Annotated in this window: 26 protein-coding genes; 8 read left to right on the top strand and 18 right to left on the bottom strand. The window is 70.9% G+C overall.

Annotated features, from left to right (window positions below; translation table 11 throughout):
* Nucleotides 1–62: 62 nt before the first annotated feature.
* Both B3S45_RS00400 and B3S45_RS00395 read right to left on the bottom strand, forming a co-directional pair.
* On the bottom strand, nt 63–1,217 hold the full coding sequence (locus B3S45_RS00400; protein ID WP_286716767.1) for a thiamine pyrophosphate-dependent dehydrogenase E1 component subunit alpha: 1,155 nt from the start codon (nt 1,215–1,217) through the stop codon (nt 63–65).
* Entirely contained in the window at nt 1,214–2,332 is a 1,119-nt protein-coding gene (locus B3S45_RS00395) for a histidinol-phosphate transaminase (RefSeq protein ID WP_286716765.1), read from the bottom strand. The genes B3S45_RS00400 and B3S45_RS00395 overlap by 4 nt, the downstream gene beginning before the upstream one ends.
* Before the next feature lie 63 nt (nt 2,333–2,395).
* Here B3S45_RS00395 and B3S45_RS00390 point away from each other — a divergent pair, with 63 nt between their 5' ends.
* Nucleotides 2,396–2,788 carry a phage holin family protein gene (locus B3S45_RS00390; RefSeq protein ID WP_071045239.1) on the top strand — a complete coding sequence of 131 codons (393 nt, stop codon included), beginning with the start codon at nt 2,396–2,398 and terminating at the stop codon, nt 2,786–2,788.
* 12 nt (nt 2,789–2,800) lie between these two features.
* Here B3S45_RS00390 and B3S45_RS00385 read toward each other — a convergent pair whose 3' ends face one another.
* Both B3S45_RS00385 and B3S45_RS00380 read right to left on the bottom strand, forming a co-directional pair.
* Entirely contained in the window at nt 2,801–4,123 is a 1,323-nt protein-coding gene (locus B3S45_RS00385) for a hypothetical protein (protein WP_286716763.1), read from the bottom strand.
* Between the two features lie 7 nt (nt 4,124–4,130).
* Entirely contained in the window at nt 4,131–4,424 is a 294-nt protein-coding gene (locus tag B3S45_RS00380) for a hypothetical protein (RefSeq protein WP_071045241.1), read from the bottom strand.
* 154 nt (nt 4,425–4,578) lie between these two features.
* Here B3S45_RS00380 and B3S45_RS00375 point away from each other — a divergent pair, with 154 nt between their 5' ends.
* A complete protein-coding gene (locus tag B3S45_RS00375; RefSeq protein WP_071045242.1) occupies nt 4,579–5,085 on the top strand; it encodes a low molecular weight protein-tyrosine-phosphatase in 507 nt (168 codons plus the stop codon).
* A 36-nt stretch (nt 5,086–5,121) separates the two neighbouring features.
* Nucleotides 5,122–6,504, top strand: coding sequence for an adenylosuccinate lyase (gene purB, locus B3S45_RS00370; RefSeq protein WP_286716762.1), 1,383 nt, complete (start codon nt 5,122–5,124; stop codon nt 6,502–6,504).
* 5 nt (nt 6,505–6,509) lie between these two features.
* Here purB and B3S45_RS00365 read toward each other — a convergent pair whose 3' ends face one another.
* The 3 genes from B3S45_RS00365 to B3S45_RS00355 form a co-directional block, all read right to left on the bottom strand.
* Entirely contained in the window at nt 6,510–6,827 is a 318-nt protein-coding gene (locus B3S45_RS00365) for an amino acid transporter (protein WP_286716761.1), read from the bottom strand.
* Complete coding sequence (locus B3S45_RS00360) at nt 6,824–7,519, bottom strand: acyl-CoA synthetase (RefSeq protein ID WP_071045245.1); 696 nt, start codon at nt 7,517–7,519, stop codon at nt 6,824–6,826. Before B3S45_RS00360 ends, B3S45_RS00365 begins: the two co-directional genes overlap by 4 nt.
* Nucleotides 7,520–7,615: 96 nt before the next feature.
* Entirely contained in the window at nt 7,616–8,116 is a 501-nt protein-coding gene (locus B3S45_RS00355; RefSeq protein WP_071045246.1) for a MarR family winged helix-turn-helix transcriptional regulator, read from the bottom strand.
* Between the two features lie 39 nt (nt 8,117–8,155).
* Here B3S45_RS00355 and B3S45_RS00350 point away from each other — a divergent pair, with 39 nt between their 5' ends.
* Complete coding sequence (locus tag B3S45_RS00350) at nt 8,156–9,070, top strand: DMT family transporter (RefSeq protein WP_286716758.1); 915 nt, start codon at nt 8,156–8,158, stop codon at nt 9,068–9,070.
* A 3-nt stretch (nt 9,071–9,073) separates the two neighbouring features.
* Here B3S45_RS00350 and B3S45_RS00345 read toward each other — a convergent pair whose 3' ends face one another.
* The 9 genes from B3S45_RS00345 to B3S45_RS00305 form a co-directional block, all read right to left on the bottom strand.
* Nucleotides 9,074–10,297, bottom strand: coding sequence for a Dyp-type peroxidase (locus tag B3S45_RS00345; RefSeq protein ID WP_286716756.1), 1,224 nt, complete (start codon nt 10,295–10,297; stop codon nt 9,074–9,076).
* Nucleotides 10,297–10,872 (bottom strand): copper chaperone PCu(A)C, encoded by a 576-nt coding sequence (locus tag B3S45_RS00340; RefSeq protein WP_286716755.1) that lies wholly within the window; start codon nt 10,870–10,872, stop codon nt 10,297–10,299. Before B3S45_RS00340 ends, B3S45_RS00345 begins: the two co-directional genes overlap by 1 nt.
* A gap of 32 nt (nt 10,873–10,904) precedes the next feature.
* A complete protein-coding gene (locus B3S45_RS00335) occupies nt 10,905–11,501 on the bottom strand; it encodes a copper resistance CopC family protein (protein ID WP_286716753.1) in 597 nt (198 codons plus the stop codon).
* 96 nt (nt 11,502–11,597) lie between these two features.
* Nucleotides 11,598–12,203: a hypothetical protein gene (locus B3S45_RS00330; protein WP_286716751.1), complete on the bottom strand. Its 606-nt coding sequence runs from the start codon at nt 12,201–12,203 to the stop codon at nt 11,598–11,600.
* 39 nt (nt 12,204–12,242) lie between these two features.
* Nucleotides 12,243–13,106: a MurR/RpiR family transcriptional regulator gene (locus tag B3S45_RS00325; protein WP_286716750.1), complete on the bottom strand. Its 864-nt coding sequence runs from the start codon at nt 13,104–13,106 to the stop codon at nt 12,243–12,245.
* Nucleotides 13,084–13,242, bottom strand: coding sequence for a hypothetical protein (locus tag B3S45_RS00320; RefSeq protein ID WP_349675970.1), 159 nt, complete (start codon nt 13,240–13,242; stop codon nt 13,084–13,086). Before B3S45_RS00320 ends, B3S45_RS00325 begins: the two co-directional genes overlap by 23 nt.
* 42 nt (nt 13,243–13,284) lie before the next feature.
* Entirely contained in the window at nt 13,285–13,965 is a 681-nt protein-coding gene (locus B3S45_RS00315) for an HAD family hydrolase (RefSeq protein ID WP_286716748.1), read from the bottom strand.
* 289 nt (nt 13,966–14,254) lie between these two features.
* Nucleotides 14,255–15,019, bottom strand: a complete 765-nt coding sequence (locus B3S45_RS00310) for a YqjF family protein (protein ID WP_286716747.1) — start codon at nt 15,017–15,019, stop codon at nt 14,255–14,257.
* Entirely contained in the window at nt 15,016–16,050 is a 1,035-nt protein-coding gene (locus tag B3S45_RS00305) for a zinc-binding dehydrogenase (protein WP_286716746.1), read from the bottom strand. Before B3S45_RS00305 ends, B3S45_RS00310 begins: the two co-directional genes overlap by 4 nt.
* A gap of 90 nt (nt 16,051–16,140) precedes the next feature.
* On the opposite strand from B3S45_RS00305, the gene poxB reads away from it, so the two are divergent.
* Entirely contained in the window at nt 16,141–17,871 is a 1,731-nt protein-coding gene (gene poxB, locus B3S45_RS00300) for a ubiquinone-dependent pyruvate dehydrogenase (protein WP_286716745.1), read from the top strand.
* A 71-nt stretch (nt 17,872–17,942) separates the two neighbouring features.
* The gene (locus B3S45_RS00295; protein ID WP_143003751.1) at nt 17,943–18,326 is read left to right on the top strand and encodes a hypothetical protein; all 384 of its coding nucleotides are present in this window, start codon (nt 17,943–17,945) and stop codon (nt 18,324–18,326) included.
* A gap of 42 nt (nt 18,327–18,368) precedes the next feature.
* Here B3S45_RS00295 and B3S45_RS00290 read toward each other — a convergent pair whose 3' ends face one another.
* Nucleotides 18,369–19,412, bottom strand: coding sequence for an isopenicillin N synthase family dioxygenase (locus B3S45_RS00290; protein ID WP_286716744.1), 1,044 nt, complete (start codon nt 19,410–19,412; stop codon nt 18,369–18,371).
* A 196-nt stretch (nt 19,413–19,608) separates the two neighbouring features.
* Between B3S45_RS00290 and B3S45_RS00285 the strand changes: the two genes are divergently transcribed.
* On the top strand, nt 19,609–20,604 hold the full coding sequence (locus B3S45_RS00285; RefSeq protein WP_286716743.1) for a nucleoside hydrolase: 996 nt from the start codon (nt 19,609–19,611) through the stop codon (nt 20,602–20,604).
* A gap of 91 nt (nt 20,605–20,695) precedes the next feature.
* Nucleotides 20,696–22,171 carry a DUF4407 domain-containing protein gene (locus B3S45_RS00280; RefSeq protein ID WP_286716741.1) on the top strand — a complete coding sequence of 492 codons (1,476 nt, stop codon included), beginning with the start codon at nt 20,696–20,698 and terminating at the stop codon, nt 22,169–22,171.
* Between the two features lie 21 nt (nt 22,172–22,192).
* Here the strand turns inward: B3S45_RS00280 and B3S45_RS00275 are convergent, their stop codons facing one another.
* A complete protein-coding gene (locus tag B3S45_RS00275; RefSeq protein WP_286716739.1) occupies nt 22,193–22,852 on the bottom strand; it encodes an NAD(P)-dependent oxidoreductase in 660 nt (219 codons plus the stop codon).
* Nucleotides 22,853–23,039: the final 187 nt, after the last annotated feature.

The following is a 23,039-nucleotide window of genomic DNA, read 5'->3' as shown; positions in this document are numbered from 1 at the left end:
GACCGCGGTGGCCTCGCTCGCCGCGGGTGTTGCCGTGGGCGTCGCCGTGGCGGCATCCGTGCTCATCGCGTCTCCCCCTCGAACGTCGCTTCGTAGGCCGCCAGCCACGCACGCTGCTCATCGATCAGCGGATGCGGGGCGGAGTACACGTGGGCGAACATGGCCTCGGCTTCTATGCCGCCGAGAGCATTCGTGCGCACGCGGGCGTCGTCGGCCACCGCCCGCGACTCGGCCTCGACGTCGGCGAAGAACGCCGCGGACGCGCCGCGGCCCTCGAGGTAGGCGCGCATGCGGGCGATCGGGTCGCGCCGCGCCCACGACTGCTCCTCGTCGGACGTGCGGTACTTGGTGGGGTCGTCGCTCGTGGTGTGCGCGCCCATCCGGTAGGTGAGCGCCTCGATCGCACGCGGACCGTCGCCGCCGCGCACCTCGTCGAGGGCCCGGCGCGTGACCGCGTAGCTGGCGAGCACGTCGTTGCCGTCGACCTGCACGCTGGGGATGCCGTATCCCGTGCCGCGCTGGACGAGCGGGGCGCGCGACTGCGTCGCGACGGGCACCGAGATGGCCCAGTGGTTGTTCTGCAGGAAGAAGACCTCGGGTGTGCGGTAGCTCGCTGCGAAGACCATCGCCTCGTGGACGTCGCCCTGGCTGGAGGCACCGTCGCCGTAGTAGACGATCACCGCCGCGTCTCGGTCGGGGTCTCCGGTGCCGCTTCGGCCGTCGAAGACCATGCCCATGGCCAGCCCGGTCGCGTGCAGCGCTTGCGCACCGAGCACGAGCGTGTAGATGTGGGTGTTGCCGTTCTTGGGGTCGGCCGGATCCCATCCGCCGTGCGTGAGCCCGCGCATGAGGCGAATGATGTCGACGGGGTCCACTCCGCGTATGCGGCACACGGCATGCTCCCGATAGGACGGGAACAGGTGGTCCTGCGCGCGGGCGGCCCGAGCGGATCCCACCTGCGCGGCCTCCTGCCCGAAGCTCGGCGGCCACAGCGCGAGCTGACCCTGACGCTGCAGGTGCGTCGCCTGCTGATCGAAGGCTCGGATCACCGCCATGTCGCGATAGAAGGTCTCGAGATCGGCGTCGTCGAGCGCTTCGATGTAGGGCAGATAGGCCTCGGCGGCGGCGCTCGCGGAGAGCGAGCCGTCGGCGTCGAGGAGACGTACGACGTCGGAATGTTCGGACGTGCCGTGTGCGGGCGCTTCGGGCGGGGTCACCGTTCTACGCTAGCCCGCCGTCCGGGGTGGTCCGATGGGAGATCATGCACAACGGATTCCGCGATGCGTAGGACCTTGTCGACAGATTCCTCTTCGCCGACGGAGATCCGGATGCCGTCACCGGCAAAGGGCCGCACGATGAGGCCTGCTGCCTCGAACGCCGCCGCGATCGTCATCGACGCGTCACCGGCAGGGAGCCACACGAAGTTTCCCTGTGCCTGCGGAATCCGCCACCCCACCTCGCGCAGCTGTGCGGCCAGGCGATCCCGCCGTCCCCCGATCACGGCGACACGCGCTCGGAGCTCGTCCTCCAGCTCGAGGCTCGCGATCGCCGCGACTTCGGACTGCCCGGTCACCGACAGCGGAATCGCGGTGCTGCGGGCCGCATCGAGCACCCGGGGGTGGCCGAGGGCGTACCCGACGCGGAGCCCCGCGAGACCGAAGGCCTTGGAGAACGTGCGGCAGACCACGACGTTGGGCCGCTCGGTCGCGAGCACACGCGTGCCGTCGACCGCGTCGGGGTCGGTCACGAACTCGGCGTAGGCCTCGTCGAGGATGATGAGCAGGTCATCGGGCACCCGCGCGACGAACGCGTCGAACTCGGCCTGGGTGACGACCGGCCCGGTGGGGTTGTTCGGCGAGCAGACGAGCACGGCTCGCGTGCGGTCGGTGACGGCCGCCGCCATCGTGTCGAGGTCGTGACGGGCGTCGTCGGTCAGGGGGACCTGCACCCCGGTCGCCCCGGCGAGCACCGTCAGCCAGGGATAGGCCTCGAAGGAGCGCCACGCGTAGATCACCTCGTCGCCCGGAGTGGAGACGGCCTGCACCAGCTGGGCCAGGATCGACACGCTGCCGGCACCGATGTGCACGCGCGAGACATCGACGTCGTAGCGTGCGGCGAGGCGCTCGCGCAGCAGGGTCGCCGCTGCGTCGGGATAGCGGTTGACCCCGACGGACTCCCGCAGCACCTCGACGACGCCCGGCAGGGGATCGAACGGGTTCTCGTTGCTGGAGAGCTTGTAGGCGTCGGCCCCCGCCTGGCGCCCCTGCTTGTAGGGGGGCAGCGCCGCGATGTCGGCGCGCACGCGCACGGGAATGTCGGATCCGTCGGTCACGGCCCGAGTCTACGACTCGCGCACTGTCGCACCGAGGTGCGCGCGTGGGAGACTGTCGCCACTATGGGCTTCCTGCTTCGAGTCGTCGTCAACGCGTTCGCCATCTGGATCGTCACCCTCATTCCGGTGCTCGGTGTGAGCGTCATCCCCTTCGAGCCCGGCGAGACGCTGCAGCTGGTGCTCACCCTGCTCCTGGTCGCGGCGATCTTCGCGCTCGTGAACACGCTCATCGGCACCGTGATCAAGGTGCTCGCCTTCCCCATCTACATCCTCACGCTCGGCCTGATCGGCCTGGTGATCAACGGTTTCCTCCTGTGGCTGACCGCCTGGATCACGGGATTCTGGAACTTCGGCCTGCGGGTCGAGGACTTCTGGTGGGGGATCGTGGCGGCCATCGTCATCTCGCTCATCAACTGGATTGCGGGCATCATCCTGCGCCCTCGCGACAAGGGCTGAGCCGACCGCGGCTCACTGTCCGCCGCCTCCCGCGGACCGGTCGGAGCGACGGTGGGCGGTGTACTCGAACACCTCGACGCCGTCTGCCTCGGCCAGCGCATCGACCAGGTCGTGCACGCCGTCCACGCGCGGATCACCGCTCTGATCGATCAACGCCGCCGTCTCGGCGTAGGCGGACATGTGATGCGCGGGCATCGTGAGGTCGTCGATCCCCGCGTCGGGATCGGCGCTGCGTTCGACCACGACGCTTCCGGGTGCGCCCACCGCCTGCGCGTGGCCCCCGCCCGACAGCGCCGCCACCGGATCATCGGTGTGCCGCACGGTGACCGCCAGCACGTCGTCGCCGACGTCGGCGTGCACGGGGGAGCCGAAGGTCATGACGGTGCGCACGTCGTATGTGCCCTCGAGCGCCAGGTGCGAGGTGACCATGGCGGCCTGGGAGTGCGCGGCGGTGTGCACGACGTCTCCCGGCCGGATGCCGGCATCTCCCATCGCGGCGATGGTCGCGTCGTATGAGGCCGACCGCTGCCGACTGTAGAGCTGCAGGTTGGAACGGTTGTCGAAGGGCTGGGTGCCGCCGAGCTGCGACGACCGCGTGCCCGCGACGTAGACGACATACTGCGCTGGTGCACCGGTGAACGTGTACTTCTCGATGCGCACCTGCGCGGCCCCGGCCGGCATCCGCGCGGCGATGTCGGCGAATGACCGCGGCGCCGGCAGCGACGACGCCGCGGTGCGACGCACGGCCACCGACGCCGGGGCTCCGGTGAGGCGGGCGGATGCCGGCACCCGGCCGGCGCCGGTGCCGTGCACGCCCGCGGCGAGGCCGCCGACGAACAGCCCGGCCGCCCCGAAGGGACTCAGCAGCGCGCCGGTGGTCTGGGCCTGCGCCACCAGATCGCTCGGCCACGTGAGCGTGTGACGCATGAGGAGCATCGCGGCGCCGATCCCCGCGTCGGGGTGGTCGCCGTGCAGGGCCGTCAGGCGACGCTGGATAAGACCGGCTCGCAGGTCGTCGCCCGCCAGCTCCGCCGCGCGGCGCTCCGCCCACAGTTCGACGGTCTCGTACACGGCCGCGGCATCGCGGAGCGCTCGCGCGACCTCGGCGGCCGTTTCGCGCCGCTCCGTGGTGCGCATCCGGAGCGCCTCGATCTCCGCCCCGAGACGCTGAGACGTTGCCGGGCCCAGCATCAGATCGTCGGCGGCGAGCATCAGGTAGCGATCGACGTCGTCGAGGTCGGCGCGCAGTACGTCGAAACCGCGCGCAGCGTGACGGAGGGTGTCGGTGTCGACGGCGACGGCGCCGCCGGCGGAGATGTCGAGGTCGTCGCTCATCGCTCACTCATCCCCACGCCGCCTCGTCCTGCAGTCGCATCGCCTGCCGGGCCGCGTCATCGCGCAGCACCTCGGCCTGTGCGGCCGCGCCGGCGACGTCGTCGCACCAGCGTTGCGCGGCATCACGGAACTCCCGACCCGCGCGGGAGCGCCACGACGTCGCCTCGGCAAGCCGCACGGCGTCGGTCTCGACCTGCCGCAGGCGGTCGACCGCGAGCGCGAGACGCCGCTCCGCGCGCTCGGCCGCCGCCACGTCGGCGCCCGAGATGGTCGAGGCGGGGGAGGGGAACGTGAAGAGCATGCGTCCAGGATGCGGCCGCGTCCGGCCTCGGTCGCAGCCGCGACAGCGAGCCTGAGGACGGAGGCGGGACGGGTGCGACCTGTGCAGGGGGAGAGCGACCGGGCGGCATCCGCCTCTTGCGCGAAGCGCATCCGGTGCACGCACAATGGGGATCATGAGCGCGAACGAGTACGAACCGTTCCGCGTCGTCTTCGTCTGCACCGGCAACATCTGCCGCTCCCCGATGGCCGATGTCGTCTTCCGCTGGTTCGCGGATTCGGCCGGACTGAGCGATCGTGTGGTCTCGACGAGCGCGGGAACCGGGGAGTGGCACGTCGGCGAGCGAGCCGACCACCGCACCCTGGAAGCCCTGGAACGCAAGGGCTATGACGGATCGCGGCACCGTGCCCGACAGTTCACCGGCGAGGACTTCGAGCGGAACGACCTGATCGTCGCGCTCGACCGCAGCCACGAGCGCATCCTGCACGAGTGGGCGCGCACCGAGGGCGACACCGACAAGCTCGCGCTGCTGATGTCGTTCGAGACGGATGCGCCGACCCTCGACGTGCCCGACCCCTACTACGCCGGCCCCGGGATGTTCGACGACGTGCTGACTATGATCGAGGGTGCGAGCCGGGCGCTCTTCCGGCAGCTCGAACCCGCCATCAGACCGGCGTCCTGACGCCGGTCCCCTCACGCGCGACGACGGGAGTCTCCGGTGACCTCTCTGCCCGACCAGCCCCTCAGCCCGCTCGACGGCCGCTACCGCGGCGTCGTGGCCCCGCTCTCCGATTTCCTCTCCGAGGCGGGCCTGAATCGCGCGCGCGTCGAGGTGGAGGTGGAGTGGCTGCTCGCCCTCACCGACCGTTCGCTGTTCGGAACGTCACCCCTGGATGAGGAGGCCAAGCGCAGCCTGCGCGCGCTCTACACCGATTTCGGGGCCGAGGAGATCGCCTGGCTCGGCGAGAAGGAACGGGTCACCCGTCACGACGTGAAGGCCGTCGAATACCTCGTTCGCGACCGACTCGACCGACTCGATCTCGGCGGCATCGCCGAGATCACGCACTTCGCCTGCACGAGCGAGGACATCAACTCCACCGCCTATGCCCTGACCGTGCAGCGCGCGGTGACGCAGGTGTGGGTGCCCAAGCTGCGCGCGGTGATCACGAAGCTCGAGGCTCTCGCGGTCGAGCACCGCGACGCGGCGATGCTCTCGCGCACCCACGGCCAGCCGGCCACCCCGACCACGATGGGCAAGGAGCTCGCCGTGTTCGCGTGGCGCCTCGCGCGGGTCGCGGATCAGATCACCGGCGGCGACTTCCTCGCGAAGTTCTCCGGTGCCACCGGCACGTGGTCCGCGCACCTGGCCGCCGAGCCCGACGTCGACTGGCCGGAGCTGTCACGTTCGTTCATCGAGGGCCTCGGCATCGGCTTCAACGTTCTCACCACGCAGATCGAGTCGCACGACTGGCAGGTCGAGCTCTACGACCGCGTGCGACACGCGGGCGGCATCCTCCACAATCTCGCGACCGACGCATGGACCTACATCTCCCTCGGCTTCTTCGCGCAGATCCCGGTCGCCGGGGCGACCGGCTCCTCGACGATGCCGCACAAGATCAACCCGATCCGCTTCGAGAACGCCGAGGCGAATCTCGAGATCTCCGGTGGTCTGTTCGGCACCCTCGCCCAGACCCTCGTGACCAGCCGCATGCAGCGCGACCTCACCGATTCGACCACGCAGCGCAACATCGGCGTCGCGTTCGGTCACTCGCTGCTCGCCCTCGACAACCTCGAGCGCGGGCTCGGCGAGATCTCGCTGTCGCAGCACGTGCTGGATGCCGATCTCGACGCCAACTGGGAGGTGCTGGCCGAGGCGATCCAGACCGTCGTGCGCGCCGAGATCACCGCTGGGCGATCCCAGATCTCCGACCCCTACGCGCTGCTCAAGGAGCTCACGCGCGGGCGTCGCGTGGGCGCGACGGAACTGGCCGAGTTCGTGCGGGGTCTCGACATCGGGGATGACGCCAAGGAGCGCCTGATCGCGCTCACCCCGGGCGGCTACACCGGGCTCGCGTCATCCCTCGTCGACACGCTCGCGTAGACCGCTCAGGAGGAGGTGGGGGACTCGTCGCCCGCGGAGTCGACCTCGTCGGGGAGGAGTACCGGGCGATCGATCGGCTTCTCCATCTCGGCCGGATCGACCGCGAGCAGCAGCAGGGCGACGATGAGAAGCGTCGCGATGAAGCTCACCCCCGCCACCACGAGCGCGACGACGATCGCGCGCTGATGGTCCTCTGCCGGAAGCGCCTGGAAGAATCCCATCGCCACGAGCGCGACGATCCCGGCGAACGCGGCGGCGGCGAAGGCGAGCCCGAGAAGCTGAACGGGCTTGAGCAGGTCGCGGCGGGTGCGCTTGTCGGTCACGCGTCGGCGCCCCTCTGTTCTGCAGCGCCCTGTTCGGCAGCGCCCTGCTCGGCGGTGTCGGATCCGGCCGTCTCGGCGGGCGCAGTCTTGGGCCGCGGGCTGGCTCCGGCGATGCCGAGGTACACCGCGACGATGGCGGTGTAGAAGCCCAGCACGCCGACGGCGATGATGGTGCCGGTCAGCTCGAACGTGCCGGCCTCCTCGATCGTGTAGCTGAGCGAATACTCCGGCGACACGATCAGCGTCGCTGCGGCGAACACGAGGGTGAGCGCGCCGATGACGACGCCGTCGCGGGATTCAGTGCGTGTGGGGATGCTGCCGACACCGCCGCGCATGCCGCGGATACCCGCGATGAGCTCGGTCGCTCCCGTGAGGACCGCCCACGCGATCACGATGACGAAGAAGAGCGTCGTGGTGCGCCACGGCGGCAGGCCGGCGGCCATGCCGGCGGCGGCCGAGATCAGCCCGAGGAGCACCGCGGGCCACCGGGCGCCGACCGGGTACACCAGCCACGCCGCGGCGAGGTGCACGAGGGCGGTGGCGAGGGCGAACCCGCTGAAGACGGCGAGGCCCACGGCGGCCGAGTGGTCGCTCGAGAAGGTGATCATCACCGCGGCGATCGCCGCGAAGACCGCACGTGCGACCTGGACGTGGCGCACGTCGAAGGCGCGCGAAGACGGAGATGAAGTCACGATGGTTCCTGTGGAGGTGGTCCTGACGGACAGGACGGATGCGTCCAGTTTAGGTCGTCGCCCCTGTGCGGGTACTCCACGCCCGTCCGGGACGCATCAGTCCTGCCCGATCCCGCGCAGCCAGCGCCGCAGGAGATCCTCGAGTCGCGCGCGCTCCTGTTCATCCAGCGCGGCGAGCAGACGGTGCTCGTTGCGCATGTGTGCACCGAACGCGTCGTCGATCACGCGACGGCCGGCGGCCGTGAGCGCGACGACCCGCCCTCGCCCGTCCGATTCGCTCGTGCGCCGCGCGACAAGGCCCGCCGCCTCGAGGCGGTCGAGCCGCTTGGTGACCGCGCCCGTGGTCACCATCGTGTGGCGCGCGAGCTCGCCGGGCGCGAGCTGGAAGGGTTCACCACCGCGTCGCAGCGTCGCGAGGATGTCGAAGTCTCCCTCACCGAGGCCATGCTGCTCGTAGACCGCGATCAAATCGCGTCGCAACGCGTCTGACAAACGGTGGAGTCGCCCGAAGATCCCCTGCGGCGACACGTCGAGGTCGGGCCGCTCCCGCCGCCACTGCTCTTGAATGCGGTCCACACGGTCAGCTGATCTGCTCACCTTGGCATTATATCTTTCTCGGAAGCTATAATGTCTTCCATGGAAGCTAGTTCGACGCTGCGGTGGATCATGATCACCGCAGTCGCCCCCGTGAGCTGGGGAGCCACGTACTGGGTCACCCGTGAGTATCTTCCGGCGGAGAGTCCGCTGTGGGGGGCCGCGGTGCGCGCGCTGCCGGCGGGGCTCCTGCTGCTCGCGGTCGCGCGTCGACGCCCGACGGGAGCGTGGTGGTGGCGTGCTGCGGTGCTGGGCGCCCTGAACTTCGGCGGATTCTTCGTCCTCGTGTACGTCGCGGCTCAGTTGCTGCCGACGTCACTCGCGGCATCCGTCATGGCCCTCGCACCGGTCACCCTCGCCGGACTCGGATGGATGCTGCTCGGGCAGCGCCCCACGGGCGCGGCCGTCCTCGGCGCCTCGCTCGGAATCATCGGGGTGGTCCTCGTTGTCGGCCTTTCGACGACGAAGGTCGACCCACGGGGAGTCGCGGTTTCCCTCTCCGCCCTGCTCATGTCGTCGCTCGGCGCGATCCTCACGACCCGATGGCGAGACGACACCCCGGTCGTCACCTCGACCGCGTGGCAGCTCACGGCTGGTGGTGCGATGCTCATCCTCGCGGCGGTGTGCGTCGAAGGGGCGCCGCCCGCGGTAGCCGCACCGGGCGTTGTCGCGTATACCTTCGTCGCGGTGGTCGCCACGGCTGCAGCCTTCCTCTGCTGGTTCGCGGGCCTTCGCCACCTCGCGCCCGCCACGGTCGGAACAGTCGGGCTGCTCAATCCGGTGACCGGCATCGCCCTCGGCACGCTGATCGCCGGCGAGACCCTCACGAACGCGCAGGCCATCGGCGTGGCACTCGTGCTCATCGGGATCGCGGTCGGCCGAGGCCGTGTCGTCGCGCACCGGCCACAACGGGGCCGCGCGCCTCGCGAGCGGGCGCGCAGGGAGGCGACGTGCTGAACGTCAGGCGAGGAGAGTCTCTCCGATGTATCCGCCCTCGGCGCAGCCCGGCGGCACGGCGAAGACGGCGGACCCGATCGGCGTCGTCCACTCGTTGAGCAGATCGAGTTCGTCGAGGCGCCGCTGAATGGGCGTGAACTGCTTGTCGACGTCTGCCTGGAACGACACGAAGATCAGCCCGGAGTCCGACACCCGGTCGCCGGTGGGCGCCTCGTCGTAGTTGTAGGCGCGCCGGAAGATCCGCTGCGTCGGGTCGTCGGGTCGGGACCGTCGCATGTGCGAGAACTCCGGGATCACCGGGAAGCCGATGGCCGTGGTGGCTTCGAAGTCGGGCTCGTCGTGTTCCGCGGTGCCCGTCAGCGGCGCGCCGTTGGACAGATAGCGACCGACGGACTGCTCCCGCCCGGGCCGGTCGAGCTGGTCCCACGTGTCGAGGTCCATCTGGATGCGGCGCACGACCGCGCCGGTGCCGCCGGCCATCCAGCCTTCGGTGTGCCACACCACGGTGTCGAACTCACTCGTGCCCGGCTGCGGATTGGCGGTGCCGTCGACCTGGCCGAACAGGTTGCGCATCGTCGTGCCGGGGGCGACCGAGCCGTAGGCGCGACGGAAGCCGTGCTGCGTCCACTTCACGTCGGCGAAGCTGCGCGCATCCTTCAGCAGCATGCGCGTGGCGTGGGCGACGGTCGTCGGGTCGTCGCCGGCGAACTGGATGAGCAGGTCGCCGTCGCTGAACTCCGGCTGCAGCCTGTCGATGCCGAACGCGGGCAGCGGCGCGAGCCAGGCGGGACCGGTCCCGCCCGCGCGTGCGACGAATCCGGGACCGAAACCGAACGTCACCGTCAGGCGCGCCGGCGGGGAGGCCATCTCGTGTTCGGAGTCGGCGAGTGCCGCCTCGCCCTGCGTCAGGCGCGACGCGTCGTCGGTGAGGACCTGCATGAGACGGCGGAGCCCGTCGCGGTCGACGTCGTCGTGCAGGCTCAGGCCCACGAAGGTGCCGTGCGCCTGGGCGTCGGTATCGACGCCGGCCTGGTGTGCTCCGTAGAAGGGCACAACGGTGTCGCCGTTCAGCGGCACCGAGGCGGATGCGGTCGGGGAGTCGTTCTGGGAGAGGGCCAGGTCGGCGCCGATCGCGGCAGCGGCGCCGACGCCGGCGACAGCTCCCCCGAGGAGGAACTGCCGCCGGGTCGAGCCGGATCGGCCCGCGCCCTTGTCGGGCGCGGCCATCAGCTGTCGTCCGACCCGCTCGTGTCGGACTCGTCCATGTCCATGTCCATCTCGGAGTCGTCGCCGACGTAGTTCTCGTTGGCGCCCGAGTAGTCCTTCACCGGGGCCGTGAACTCCACCGTAGAGTCGTCGGCGAAGGTCAGCGTGAAGGTGACCTCCTCGCCTGCCACGATGGGCTGGTCGAGCCCCATCAGCATGATGTGGCTGCCGCCGGGCTCGAGCGCGTAGGTGCCCTCGGCGGGGATGACGAAGCCGCCGTCGATCGGCTGCATGACCATCTCCCCGGTCTCGTCGGTGACGGTCTCGTGCAGCTCGATCATCGGGGAGACCTCCGTCGAGGCGGCGACGACGGTGATGTCTTCGCCGGAGGAGTTCTCCAACTCCCCGAAGGCCGCCGACATGCCCGACTCGGCGGACTTCACCCATGCGTCGCTGATCGCGAAGGCGTCCGCCTGGGTGGCGGCCTCGGTGTCGGCAGCGGGCGTCGTCGACGTCGACGCACAGCCGGCGAGCAGAAGTGCGCCGGCCGCCAGGAGCACGCCGAAACGGGAGGTGGTGCGGATGGATGTGTTCACAGGATTGCCTTTCAGAGTGCGATGGCGACGGGTCACGACTCGTCGCCGGTGCCGGCCTTTCGCCGGTGGGTGAGGGAGATGAGCGCGAAGGCGGCGACCGCGACGGCCGCCCCACCCGCGCCGATGAGCACGAGACGCATCGCGCCCGCGCTCTCCTGTGTGCTCTGACTCTGCGACGACGCCGGGTCGCCGACGCTGTCACCGGTACTCGCGGTCGCGTCGGTCGCGGCCCGCTCGAGGGGCTCGGCATCGCCGATCGTGAACGGCACGAGACCGCTGATCGGATGGCCGTCCTCGGAGACGACGCGCCAGCGCACCTCGTATCCCGCATCCGGCATATCCGGCTCGAGCGCGATCGTCACGACGTTGTCGCTCCGTTCGGGCTCACCGTCGGCCCAGTCGTGGCCGTCGGCGTCGGCGACGACGACGGCCGCCCCCATCGGGAGGATCTCACCCGAGAAGGTGAGCGTCACCGACTCGGGAGCCACGGCGAGCTGCTCGTCCGTGGCCGGGGTGCTCGAGATCAGTTCGTCGTGCGCGGCGGCGGGGGCCGCGACGACGACGGCGGATCCGAGCACGATGCTCGTCGCGGCAACCGCCGTGACGAGGCGCGTGCGGATGCGGAACATCGACGACGCCCTTCTGCGCACGATCGTGCGCGAGTACTCCGCTCGGCCGCAGCCGAGCGCGAACGACCCGTCGCCCGAAACGGACGACAGCGGAGGTCAGAGCACTCGGAGGGCGGGCGGTCCGCGGCGCCGCAGGGGCGCCAGGCGGGGGGCGTCGTCGACCGACAGGGCAGCGACGAAGAGAGGGGCGCGGGGCGCATCCGGAACCGGGGAGAGCACGGCGACGGGCTGACGGCGGCGCCACCACGCGACCAGCTCGCCGGCCAGGGTGCGCAGCGCGGCGAGAACCCGCTCGCCTCGGTACAGGGCCGCGACCGTGACGACGGCCGCGAGTACGTGCCAGCCCCACATGGCGGCATCGGCATACAACGCGGCGGTCGTCTCGCCGGACAGCGGCGCCAGCGTGATCGCACCGTGGTGGTGGCCGCCGGCCGTCACGGCACCGGCATCGGCCGCGCCGAGCACGAACAGCACGTGGAAGAGCACCTGACTGAGCGTGACCGACAGCGACAGGCGGAAGACGGAGAGGCGTCGACCGGCCAGGAGGGTGCAGACGAACACGGAAAGCACCCACGGCACGACGATGCCGAGCCATCCGGGCATCGCACCGCCGCCGGCGACGTGCGACAGCAGCGCGACGAATGTCGCGACGGATGCGGCGACGAGACCACGAGCGACCCGAGGTGCCCGTGACTGACGCATGGTCCCCATTGTCGCACCTCCGCCGGCGGAGGTGCATCCTCACCCGTCGAGCGAGTGCCCCAGCACGGAGAGGGTGGCCGAACGGGCGTCGCGACCCTGGTCGCCGCGGCGCGCGACCAGAAGGCCCACGACCGATTCGGTGACGAGCATGAGCGACGCTCGGGAGGCGTGCTCGAGCTCTTCGCGGAAGGATCCGCGCACCGGGGGGATCACGAGCGCGATGTCGGCGGATTCGGCGACCGCCGACCGCGCGAAGGAGGTGATCGCGATCACGCGGGCGCCGCTCTCCCGTGCCGCGGTCATGACCGCGAGCGTCGCACGGTTGACCCCCGACCCCGAGATGACCAGGCAGACGGCGCTCGCGCCGAGTTGGCGGGCCGCGATCTCCTGTCCGAGGGTGTCCGGCAGGTACTCTGCGGGGCGTCCGGCGGCCGTCAGGCGCAGCACCATGTCCAGTCCGAGCGGTGCGGACAGGCCGTTCGCGGCCACCAGCACTCGCGTCGCGCCGTCCAGGGCACCGACGAAGCCTTCGAGCTGGTCGTCGGTGAGGGCGGTGACCGTCTGCGGCAGGCGCGCACTGAAGGCATCCACCTCGGCCCGCAGCGCGCCGAGCATCGAGCCGTCGCTCGTCACGGCGGGGGCCGCCGATCCGCGTGCGAGCTCACGGGCGAGGGCCACCCGCAACTGCGGATAGCCGTCGTAGCCGAGAGTCTGCGCGGTGCGGATGACGGTGGCACGGCCCACCCCGACGGCCTCGGCGAGTTCCTGCGCCGACCGGTCGATGGCCGACTCGATGTCGGCGGCGATCGCCTCGGCGACCCGTCGCTCACTGGGCTGCATCGAGGGGGCGAGGGCGGCGACGCGGGCACTCGGGGGTGCGTCAGAGGATCCGACCCAGGTCACGTGCGCCCGCTCCCTCCATGATCCGGCGGCGAATCGCGCCGGAGATCGCGTCCATGAGCATCGTGGCCGCGACCACGACGATCAGGAGCATGCCGACCGTATCCCACTCTGGGAAGTTGGTGTAGTTCGACAGCATGTTGCCGATGCCGCCCGCGCCGGATGACTCGCGACAGGCCTCTCAGCGGCGGGCGGGAGACGAGCCGGATGCCGCCGCGGCGGCCCAGGCGCGGAGATCGTCGGAGAGGTCGGCGATCGTGCGCCCGCGCAGCGTTGCGGGGAACGGCGAGGAGTCGCAGGTGGCGCCCACGAGCGCCGTGTCGGCACCGAGAGCCGCAGCGGGGGCCAGGTCGAACTCGGCGATGTCGCCGATCGAGAGCACGGCGCCGTCCTCGAGTGCGCCGCGGATCACGGCCGACAGTCCGTCCGGCTTGCCGACGGTGAAGTGCATCGCCGAGAAGAGGTCGGCGATGCCCCAGTCGGCGAGGAGCTCCCGCACGCCGGCGTCGGGAGCATTGGTCGCCAGCACGAGCCGGGCATCGCCGGCGAGGTCGCGGAGGAGGTCGGCGATGCCGGCCGGGGGTGCCACCGGCGCCGCGGGGGTGCCGAGCACGTCACGGCTGGTCTCGTAGGCCGCGCTGACGTCGGCGGCGGCGATGCCGGCGTGCTCGGCGGCGGTTCCCACGGCGTGGTACCCGTCGCGGTATCCCGAGTCTCCCGTAGCGAAGGAGGCGAGTTCCGCCTCGGCCGTGGTGAGGAAGCCGTCACCGGCGACCCGGGCGAGGGAGCGGGCGTAGGCGACGATCGGTCCGTCGCCGAGGGCGAGCGTTCCGTCGAGGTCGAAGACGATGGTGCCGGTCACGTGGGTCCTTTCCACGCCCATGTGGACGCAGCGTCCACGCTAGCCCGCAATTGTGGACGGAATGCTCACCGGCAGATGAACAACCGGTTACGAGCCGTGCGGATGGGCTCCCACGCCGTCGACAAAACAGGAGATTTCAGGGCGACCAGGCGTGATCGGCCCTGTTTCCCGCCGCCACGGCGCCGATCTCCTGTGTTGTTGACGCGAGGCCCACGTACTGGCGCCGAGCGGGCGCGGAAACGGCGCGGAAGGGGCGCGGAAGGGGCGGCAACGGCGCGTCGGGTCCGTGTCAGACGCGGCGGGCGCCCGAGAACCGCGTGATCAGGCCCGGGTGGTCGAACGGCATCGCGAGAACGGAGTCGGGTGCTCGATCGACGAGGTCGGCGAATCCGGCCGCGGCGAGCAGGTCGTCGTCGAGGGCGAGCAGCTCGGCCTCGACGAGAGGCCAGGGCTCGTGCTCGTTGGCGGCCCAGATCGTGCGGCCGAGATGCCGCTCGTGGAACCCCCAACGCGCGGTGAGGAACCGGGACAGCGGCGTGTCGATCACGGTCCCCCCGATCGCGACGCGGATCCGCGTGCGCGGCTCTCCAGGCCTTCCGCTCGCGGATCGACGCCGTGAGCGGAACTCCCGCACCCGCGCGCCAGGCTCATCGCGCATGCCGATCTGCGACCACCGGTAGGGAAGTCCGAACAGGGCTCGCGCGGTGAGCACGGGGAGGAGGTGCTCGGCCTCGAGCGTCTGGAAGACGACGCCGCGCCTTCCGGCGGCATCCACGCCATAGGTGCGGACGTTGATCTCGCAGAAGGTGCCCAGGCGCGGCACCGGCCCGAAGGGCAGGAATCGGAAGTCGGACAGCACGAAGGGGACGAGGGCGATCCACGCCGAACCGTCGAACACATCGGGTTCGACCCCAGTCGGCATCAGCGGTCGGATGCGGTCGGGATCCACCCGCCAGTGCAGGAACACGGCGTGGCTCCAGCGCTGGGCGATCCGAGCCCGTCCGGGCAGTGTGGGCGCGCCGGGCTCGAGCAGCGGCAGGTCGGAGCGGGTCACCGGCTCGGGTCGATCAGCGTCATGCCGGCCGGCGACGACCGGTCGAGCACGGGCAGGAGGGCGGCGGCGTCATCGAGCGAGACGACCGCTTCGACGAGGTCCTGCGGACGCAGATCGCCGCTCTCGATGAGCGACAGCATCGCCGGATAGTCGACGGCGGCCATGCCGTGGCTGCCGAGCACGTCGAGTTCCCACGCGATCGCGCGCGCCATCGGCATCGGCGACAGACCCGTGGGGCTCGGCAGCAGTCCGACCTGCACGTGGCGACCGCACCGGCGCAGCGACAGCACGGCATCGGCGCAGGTCTGCTCCGACCCGACGGCATCCATCGACACGTGGCTTCCGCCGTCGGTCAACGACCGGATGCGCGCCGGCACATCGTCGCCGGCCGGCACGACGTGGTCGGCGCCCAGTCGCACGGCGGTCTGCCGCGCGCGTTCGCTGCGGTCGACCGCGACGACCCGCGCGCCGAGCGCCTTGGCGATCATCACGGCACTCAGACCCACTCCGCCGGCGCCGACGATCGTGACCCATTCCCCGGCGGACAGGCGCGCACGTGCCGTGAGGGCCCGGAAGGCGGTGGCGAAGCGGCACCCGAGCGCGGCGGCGGCCTCGAAGGACACGTCGTCGGGGATCGCGACGAGATTCGTGTCCGCGGCGTGCAGGGCCACCCGTTCGGCGAACGACCCCCAGTGGGTGAACCCCGGCTGCTGCTGGTCGGGGCACACCTGCGCGTCGCCTCGGCGGCACCACGTGCACCGGCCGCATCCGCACACGAACGGAACGGTGACCCGGTCGCCGACCCTCCAGCGTTCGACGCCCGCGCCCACGGCGTCGACCACGCCGGCGAGCTCGTGGCCGGGAACGTGCGGCAGGGCGATGTCGTCGTGCCCGACCCAGGCGTGCCAGTCGCTGCGGCACAGCCCCGTCGCCTTCACCGCCACGACGACTCCGCCCACGGGGGCGGCCGGCGCGGCGACGTCTCGGACCGACAGCGGTCCGGCGATCTCATCCATGACCAGCGCGCGCACATTCTCACGCTACCGCCGCCCGGTGTCGACCCCTCGCGAGCGAGCACCGCCCCGCGCATACCGTGGGACCAGCCCGAAACGAGGAGAACCATGGCACAGACCATCGCCGATCAGTCCGTCGAGATCCTCGAGCGCGCCGGCGTCGAACGGGTGTGGGGCCTGCCCGGCGACTCCCTGAACGCCTTCACGGATGCGCTGCGCACCAGCGACATCGCCTGGATGCACGTGCGGCACGAGGAGGCGGCCGCGTTCGCCGCGGCGGCGGAGGCGGAGATCACCGGCGAGCTCGCCGTCGTCGCCGGAAGCTGCGGACCCGGCAACCTGCACTTCATCAACGGCCTGTTCGATGCGCACCGCAGCCGGGTGCCGGTGCTGGCGATCGCCTCGCACATCCCGTCATCCGAGATCGGGTCCACCTACTTCCAGGAGACCCACCCGCAGGAGCTGTTCCGCGAGTGCAGTGACTACTGCGAACTCATCTCCGACCCGGCGCAGTTCCCGTGGGTGCTGGAGACGGCGATGCGCACGGCCGTGGAGAAGCGCGGGGTCGCCGTGGTCGTCGTGCCCGGCGACATCTTCTTCGAGAAGGCACCCGAGCGACGCCCGGCGGCCGCCGTTCAGGCCACCCGGCCGCGCATCGTTCCGGCCGAGAGCGAGCTCGAGGCCGCTGCGAAGCTGCTGGATGCCGGCGACGCCGTGACGATCCTCGCCGGCGCCGGGGTCGCGGGTGCCCATGACGAGGTCGTCGCGCTCGCGGACCGGCTCCAGGCACCGATCGTGCACGCCCTGCGCGGCAAGCAGCACATCGAACACGACAACCCCTTCGACGTCGGGATGACCGGTCTTCTCGGCTTCGCGTCGGGGTACCGGGCGATGGAGAAGTGCGACACGCTGCTCATCCTCGGCAGCGACCTGCCCTACCGGCAGTTCTACCCGCAGGACGCCACGATCATCCAGGTGGATGTGCGCGGTGAGCAGCTGGGCAGGCGCGCCCCGATCGACCTCGGCCTCGTCGGCGATGTCGGCGAGACCGCGCGCGCCCTCCTGCCGATGCTGCGCGTCGGCCGCGACAGCGATCACCTCCGTTCGGCGCTCGAGCACTACGGCAAGACGCGCGCGCAGCTCGACGAGCTGGCCACCGACGACGGACACACGCCGATCTACCCGGAGTTCCTCACGCGCCTCATCGACGAGGCGGCCGCCGACGACGCCGTTTTCGTGCCCGACGTCGGGTCGCCGGTGACGTGGGCGGCGCGCTACCTGCACATCCATTCCGGTCGCCGCCTCGTCGGATCCTTCTCCCACGGGTCGATGGCCAACGCCCTCCCGCACGCGCTCGGTGCGCAGGCGGTCGACCGAGACCGGCAGGTGATCGCCCTCGCCGGCGACGGGGGTCTTGCGATGCTCATGGGGGATCTGCTGTCGCTGCGCCAGAACGATCTGCCGGTGAAGATCGTCGTCTACAACAACTCCTCGCTGAACTTCGTCGAGGTCGAGATGAAGGCGGCCGGCATCGTGAACTTCGGCACCGGGCTGGACAACCCCGACTTCGCCGCCGTCGCCGAGTCGGTCGGCATCACCGGCATCCGCGTCGACGAGCCGGGTCAGCTGCGCGGCGCCCTGAAGCGCGCCCTGTCCGAACCGGGTCCGGCCCTCATCGATGTGGCGGTCGCGCGCCAGGAGCTGTCGATCCCGCCGTCGATCAGCGCCGCTCAGGCCAAGGGGTTCGCCCTGTATGCGCTTCGCACCGTGATGTCCGGGCGGGGGGATGAGCTGCTCGACCTCGCCGACACGAACGTGTGGCGCCGCCTCTTCCACTGACACACGTGGGCGAACGCGCGCGGCGCGGGTCACCGGGGCCCTAGGATCTCATCCGACCAGAGGGGAACCCGATGACCACTCCCGCAGCACCCGGCCCGGAGGCCGAGCGGCCCATGACGACCGAGCCGACTACACCGGTCGACGCTCCGCCGGCGCGGAAGCGCGACGTGCTCGGCATCGTCGCGGTGATCATCGCCGCGATCGGTCTGCTGCCGACCCTCGCGGTCTTCCTCATCGGGCTCGTGCCGGAGATGAACGCGATCTGGTGGCTCGGCATCATCATCATCCCGCTGCTGGCGATGCTGGGCGTCGTCGTCCTCGTGCTCGCGATCATCGGCATCGTCGTGGGTGCACGCCGGCACTCGAGGTTCGTCTGGTCGATCGTGGCCGCCGTGCTCGGGCTGCTGATGGTCGCTCCGATGTCGCTGCTGTTCCTCGAGTCCGCGACGATCTGAACGGATGCCGCCGCCGGCATACGCCGACGGCGGCGGGCGAGGTCAGCGCTTGCTGGCGAGCACCCGCGCCGATTCGCGCTCGGCCGACACGTTGCGCACCCCGGCTCGCGAGCCGGCGAGCTTGGCGGCGATGTGCTCGCCGACGGTCACCGGCACGTACAGGTCGGGATGCTCGTCGTCGATGCACGAGGGAAGGGTGCGGATGACGGCGTCGACGTCGCCGTCGTGGAAGAACGCCGCGCTGCGGCGGCGCTCGATGGTGCCGTCGATCACCGGCGGCTTCACGCGGTGCAGCGTCGACATCCACCGTTCGTTGGTCAGGCGCGCGGTCACGTCGCCGAGGTTGATCAGCAGCGCGCCGGCTTCGGGCTGCACGTCGTTCCACGAGCCGTCGGCGCCGAGCACCTGGAGCCCCCGCACCTGGTCGGCCCACAGGATCGTGACGATGCCGTAGTCGGTGTGCTCGCCCATGCCGGTGAGGTCGCCGTCGAGGGTCACATCGGTGCCGGGCGGGAGCGCGTAGTTGTTCATGCGGAAGACGTCGAGCGAGTGACCGGTACGGTCCGCGAAGAAGTCCGGCTCGAGTCCCAGCGCGTCGGCGAAGATGCTCGTCATCGTGCGGGCCACGCGAGCGGCCTCCCCGAAGTACGTCTGCACCTTCTGCTCGAAGTCCGGCACATCCGGCCACACGTTGTCGGCGTAGTCGGGCTGGGGGAGATCCGCGGACTCGGGGTAATCGGCGGCGGTCGCCCCGATGTTGAAGGCCTCGAAGAAGTCGTTCATCCGCGTCGCAGCCTCGACGCCGAGGGAGAGGCTGAGGGACTCGGACTTGGGCGGCGAATAGCCGCGGTTGATCTCCGGCGGAGTGCGATAGCCCTTCTTCGCGTCGAGGTCGAGCGCGAAGAACGCATCCATCGCCTCGGTGAGGCCGTCGATGATCTCGGGCGGGATGCCGTGCCCGTGGATCTGGATGAACCCGACCGTGCGGCAGGCGTGGTCGATGGCCGCGGCGACGGCCAGGCGCTCTTCGGGCGAGCCGTCGGTGACGTAGGCGGAGATGTCGACGGAGGGAACGTGGAACGTCATGGTGACTCCTTCGGTGAGGGCGGTCCGGGCGACCGCGGTGGGTTGCCGCATCAGGCTTTCCCCACCCCTGGAGGGCGTCGCTTTCCGTGCGTGTCATCCGACGCTAGCCGTCCGCCTGTTTCGGGCGCGTGAAGATTCGCCTCGGATGCTCGTCTCGAGTCGGTCCGCGCGCTCAGGCGCGGGTAGGTTCTTCCCGATGAACGCCCCCGCCACCGCCCCGATCCCCGTCTTCCTCGACTGCGACACCGGAGTCGACGACTCCCTCGCCCTCGCCTATCTGGTGTCCTCGCCGGCGGTGCGGCTGGTCGGGATCGGGACGGTCAGCGGGAACACCAGCAGCGAGCAGGCCGCGCGCAACTCCCTGGATCTGCTGGCCCTTCTCGACGCGCCGGAGGTTCCGGTGGCGATCGGGGCGCGCGATCACCTGCGCAAGACGTACAACGGCGGCGTGCCGCACATCCACGGAACCAACGGCGTGGGCGACGTCGACCTGCCGACCTCACCCCACGAGCCCGTGGCGGGATCGGCGGCCCGGCTGCTGATCGACCTGTCGCACGCGTACGCCGGCGACCTGCACATCGTCGCGATCGGGCCGCTCACCAACCTCGCGCTGGCGCTGCGCGAGGACCCGACCCTGCCGTCCCGCGTGAGCGCCGTGACGATCATGGGCGGCGCCGCGCTCGCCCCGGGGAACCTCTCGCCGGTTGCCGAGGCGAACATCGGCAACGACCCCGAAGCGGCGGCCGCGGTCGTCGAGGCCGACTGGGACCTCACGATCGTGCCGCTGGATGTCACGATGGAGAACGTGCTGCACGAGGCGGACCGGCTGCGGCTGCTGGAATCGGATGTGCCCGGCGCACGCGCTCTCGGCGAGATCCTCGACCTCTACTTCGACTTCTACCTGCCCACCTACGGCACGCGAAGCTCGGCGCTGCACGATCCGCTGGCCGCGGCGATCGCCGCGGGCGGCGTCATCCCGACCCTTGCCCCGCGCGTGCCCGTCGTCGTCGACACGACCGACGGCCCCGGACGCGGGCAGACCGTGGCCGACCTGCGCGGGCAGCGCCTCGGCGCCGTCGACCATCCCGGCGTGCGCACCCGGGTCGTGCTCGGCACCGACCGCCCGCTGGGCCCGCACCTGCTCGACGTGGTCACGGCGCCGGCGCGCCGGAACGCTCCCGTCGAGGTGTGACGCGCGCGCCGGGCGAGCAGCCCGGCGGATCCGCGGGTCGCATGGGGCGTTCGCCCAGGCTGGCCATAGCGAGAACGTGCAGGGTGTCCCGGTGAACTATTCCGCTCATCGCCCCGGCCGGTTCGGCTCCGACGGTCAGATCGAGTTCCCGGTCGACGATGACGCCGAACCCCAGTACCTCTCCGACCTGAAGCCCGCGCCCGACGACGTCGATCAGCAGACCGGCGCCGCTGAGGCGGCATCCGCACCCCCTGCCGGCACCGCGACCGAGCCGACCGTCGTCCTCGACGACACCGCGACGGATGAGGCGGAGCCCGACGCCGCGCCTCGTGGGCGCCGCCCCCGTGCCGGACGCCGGCGCCGGATGCCGCTGTCACGACGCCTGGCGGTCCTCGGCGGCGCAGACGGCGACATCCTCGACGACGTGCCGGCCGAGACCCCGCGCTTCGTGCAGATGTTCTTCGTGCTGCTCGGGACCGCCGTCGTCTCGGCGCTGTCGATGTTCTTCGCGCTCCTGACCGGCGTGCAGGTGATCGTGTGGATCGCCGTACCGCTGGCGATCGTATGGGCCCTCATCATCTTCAACCTCGACCGGTTCCTCACCTCGACGATGACGTCCACGCGCAATCCGTGGCGTCTGCTCGGTCTCGCGTTCCCGCGCGTGGTGATGGCGGCGCTGATCGGCATCGTCGTGGCGGAACCGCTCGTGCTGCAGATCTTCCAGAACGACATCACGCGCGAGATGAACGCGACCAACGTGGTGCAGGCCCTCGAGGACCAGACGGCGGTCACCGACGGGCCCGAAGCGCAGGCGCTCGACGCTGCCGGCGAGCGCCTCGCCGAACTGGAGAACCAGGCGGCCACGGGCATCATCGCGGGCACGTCGTCGACGTCCGCCGAGGCGGCCGCCGCGCAGACGACGGTCGACCAGCTCACCGCCCAGCTCGCCGAGAAGCAGGCGGTCATCGACGAGGCGCGCCTGCTCTACCAGTGCGAACTGACGGGCGCCGGTGCCGGCGAGGTCGAAGGATGCTCCGGCGTCACAGGCGAAGGATCGAGCTCCGAGGCCGCCGAGGCGCAGCTGAGCGCGGCACAGGCGGCATACGACGAGACGGCCGCCCAGCTGCTGGAGGCGCAGAACGACCTCACCGCCGCGAACGGCGCCAGCGCGGATGCCGCGGCCAGCGCATCCGAGATCAACAAGCAGCAGGCCGAAGACGAGCTGCCCGTGGCCCGGGAGCAATACGACATGGCGCTGGCGGCATACAACGAGCAGGCGGAGTCCGTCGCGTCGGGCAACGCGGGTGCGACGGGACTGCTCAGCCAGATGAGCGCCATGGAGCGCCTGGCCGAGCAGGAACCGGCGATCCGATGGGCGCACCTGCTCATCGCGGGCCTGTTCTTCATGATCGAGCTGCTTCCGGTGATCGTGAAGGTGCTCACCAGCTACGGCGACCCGTCGCTCTATGAGAAGGCGCTGGCCATGCGCCGCCAGGTCGATCTCGACCGCGTCACTGCGCGGACGTGGACCGAGCGCGCATCCATCGCGACCGCCGGAACCGGGTAGCCTCTCCGGCGGGGGTGCCGGTCAGGCCGGACCCCAGATGGCGGTGAAGCGGGCGCGCCGGTGGGCGGGGTGCTCGATCTCGTCGACGATCGCCAGCGCCAGGTCGGCGGCGGAGATGGTCGAGGCTCCGTCGGCGTCCTTGAGGAGAACGTCGCCGCCGAGCACGTACGACCCCCGCGAGGGCGTGTCGAACCAGGCGCCGGAGTCCGACGGCGGGCTGACGTAGAACCAGTCGACCGACTCCGGGGACCGTTTAAGGATGTCGAGGGTGCGCAGACCCGTCTCGATCTCGGGCTTGACTTCGGCGGGGAGGTTCTCGTGGGAGACGTCCCAGAGTGTGCGCCCGCCCTCTTCGAGCTGCAGAGACGATGCCCCGCCGACGTAGCCCACGCGCGTCGCGGAGCCGGCGACCTCGTCCAGGAGGCGCTCCAGCACATCCTCGACCTCGCCCGCCATGTCACCGCGGGGCGACAGGGCCACCACGACGGCGTCGCGTCCCTGCACGACGCTCGACAGGGTCTGCGCGTCGCGCGCGTCTCCGGCCACGTGGTCGATCCCCTCGGCCGAGGCATCGGGAGTCGAGCGGCTGACCGACGTGACCTCGTGTCCGCGGCGCGCCGCCTCAGCGGCCACCGCCGCTCCGGCGTATCCGCTGCCGCCGAGAACCGTGATGCGTGCCATGAGTACCGTCCTTTTCCCGTCCGCCGTCTGCGCGGACGCCTCAGCTCACACCGTGGGCAACACCGTCGGCAGCGTCACGCATTCCGTACAGGCCCGGTGCGGGTGGTGCGGGTCGGCGCGGGTCGGCGCGGGTCGGTGCGGGTCGGTGCGGCCCTGCCTCGCGCACGCCCACCTTTCGGGGTCCCAA

This window comes from Microbacterium sp. UBA1612 (genome assembly GCF_002321605.1).
Lineage (GTDB): Bacteria > Actinomycetota > Actinomycetes > Actinomycetales > Microbacteriaceae > Microbacterium > Microbacterium luteum.
The sequence above is the reverse complement of the archived record's forward strand: the minus strand, read 5'-3'. Positions and strand labels throughout refer to the sequence as shown.